The sequence below is a fragment of the Bradyrhizobium sp. genome (assembly GCF_016462955.1).
In the GTDB taxonomy this organism is placed as follows: Bacteria; Pseudomonadota; Alphaproteobacteria; order Rhizobiales; family Xanthobacteraceae; genus Bradyrhizobium.
Genome location: NZ_JAEMSD010000528.1, coordinates 1,530 through 3,939 on the forward strand (window position 1 = coordinate 1,530; position 2,410 = coordinate 3,939).

Sequence of the window (2,410 nt, forward strand, 5' to 3'; positions counted from 1 at the left end):
TAATATTTGTACGGCAGGAATTTGCCGCTCATGGTGATCTTGACCCGGTCGCCCTTGGGGTTAGCCACGCGCTCGATGCCCATGTCGAAGTCGATCGCCGACATGATACCGTCGCCGAACTCCTCCTCGATCAGCGCCTTCCAGGCCGGACCGTTCACCATCACCATCTCGTAGAAGCGGTAGATCAGGGGATCGGTCGGCGGCATCGGCGTGCCGGTGCCGCGCATCGGCACCTCGTTGAGCATCGCGACTTCCGCCTTCGACAGGCCGAACAGTTCGCCGGCATTGGCCGCCTGCGGCTTGGTCAGCTTCATCTGGCCCATGATCGCACCGACGATCAGAACCTCGGAATAGCCGCCGATCTTCTCGCAGATGTGCTTCCAGCTCCAGCCCTTCTCGCGCTTGATGTCGAGCAGCTTCTCGGTGAGGTCTTCGCGTTTCATGTCAGGGTCTCCTGTCAGGCGGTGAGTCCGGGACTGGGCCCGGGTATCCAGGTCTGTCTTTGCTCCTCGCCGTTCGCGGCGATCGAGAGGCCGGGCTTGCCGATCTGAACCACCGGCACGTTGCGCGGATCGTGACCGGGCGTCTCGGCGACAAACGTCTTGCTGCGCGTCACCAGGAAATCGATGATGTGGTTGCGCAGGGCGTAGTAGAGCGGATGGCGATGCAGGTCGGTGCGACCGCGGTCGCGCGGCAGCGGGTTCTCGACCACCTCCGCCAGTACTGCGCCGGGGCCGTTGGTCATCAGGAAGATCTTGTCGGCGAGATAGATCGCCTCGTCGACGTCATGGGTGATCATGAACGCGGTCTGTCCGGTCTCGAGGCAAATGCGACGGACCTCGTCCTGCAGCGTGCCACGCGTCAGCGCGTCCAGCGCCGAGAACGGCTCGTCCATCAGCATCATCTTCGGCGTGATCGACAGCGCCCGCGCGATGCCGACGCGCTGCTTCATGCCGCCCGACAGCTCCGACGGACGTTTGTGCTCGGAGCCGGACAGGCCGACGAGATCGATGAATTTCTGCGCATGCGCCCGCACCTTGGCGCGGTCCCAGCTGCGCCATTTCGAGCTGACGGCATAGGCGACGTTGCCGAGCACGGTGCGCCAGGGTAGCAGCGCGTGGCTCTGGAAGATCACGGCACGGTCGAGGCTGGTGCCCGAGATCGCCTGCCCGTCGACGATGACGGCCCCCTCGCTCGGCGCATCGAGCCCGGCGAGGATGTTGAGCACCGTGGTCTTGCCGCAGCCGGAATGCCCGATCACGCAGGCGAACTCGCCGCGCGCCATCGACAGCCACAGATCCTCGAAGATGGTGGTGGTCGCGCCGCCCGCTCCCGGATAGCGTTTCGCGATGCCCTCGATCGAGATGAATTTGTCGGACACCGCCGCTACTCCGGAAACGTGACCATGCGCGTGAAACGCGCCAGGATCTGGTCGAGCAGCATGCCGACGACCCCGATCAGGAGGATCGCGATGATGACGTTGGTGATCGACAAATTATTCCACTCGTTCCAGACGAAATAGCCGATGCCGGTGCCGCCAACGAGCATCTCGGCGGCGACGATCACGAGCCAGGCGATGCCGATCGAGATGCGCATGCCTGTCAGGATGGTCGGCGCAGCTGCCGGAAGGATCACGGTGAAGGCACGCCTGATGGTTCCGACCTCCAGCGTCCGCGCGACGTTGATCCATTCCTTGCGGACGCTCGCCACGCCGAACACGGTGTTGAGCAGCATCGGCCAGATCGAGCAGATGAAGATGACGAATATCGCGGAGACCGAGGAATCCTTGATGGTATAGAGCGCGAGCGGCATCCAGGCCAAAGGCGAGATCGGCTTCAGCACCTGGATGAAGGGATCGAGCGCCTTGCTCAGCAGCGGCGACATGCCGATCAAAAAGCCGAGCGGGATCGCGACCAGCACCGCCAAGAGATAGCCGGTGCCGACCCGCGCGATGGAATAGCCGAGCTGGATTCCGAGCCCCTTGTCGTTCGGCCCGTTGTCGTAGAACGGCCGCTTGAGATGCTCCCAGAGCTTTGCGCCGACATCGAGCGGCCCGGGCATCGCGGATTTGCCTTGTGTGGCCGTCAGCCCCATCAGCTTGGCGTATTCCGGGCTCATCGTCGTCGTCGTGCCGGTCGAGCGCGTGGCGATATGCCAGATGCCGAGGAAAGCGGCGAGCAGCACGATGGAGACGAGGCCGGCTCGAACGCGAAGGGAGGTGTTGTTCATCTCCCTCTCCCCGTTCTTACGGGGTGAGGGGCCTCTCTCCACGCGTGAGATCGTCGAGGGACCTGTACCCCCTCACCCGGATCGCAAGAGCGATCCGACCTCTCCCCGCAAGCGGGCGAGGTAAGAAAGACCTTATCCTGAGGAGGCGCGAAGCGCCGTCTCGAAGGATGAAGCTCCACTC

3 protein-coding genes are annotated in these 2,410 nt (G+C 63.7%); all 3 read right to left on the bottom strand.

All coding sequences use genetic code 11. The annotated features are described in order from the left end of the window. Positions 1–443 (bottom strand): cyanase (gene cynS, locus JHD07_RS33520; RefSeq protein WP_291629953.1); only part of this gene is annotated, 443 nt, incomplete at its 3' end. Positions 444–457: 14 nt separating this feature from the next. Then, positions 458–1,381: an ABC transporter ATP-binding protein gene (locus JHD07_RS33525; RefSeq protein ID WP_291629955.1), complete on the bottom strand. Its 924-nt coding sequence runs from the start codon at positions 1,379–1,381 to the stop codon at positions 458–460. Positions 1,382–1,386: 5 nt separating this feature from the next. Beyond that, positions 1,387–2,229 (bottom strand): nitrate ABC transporter permease, encoded by an 843-nt coding sequence (gene ntrB / locus JHD07_RS33530; RefSeq protein WP_291629957.1) that lies wholly within the window; start codon positions 2,227–2,229, stop codon positions 1,387–1,389. Positions 2,230–2,410 lie beyond the last annotated feature (181 nt).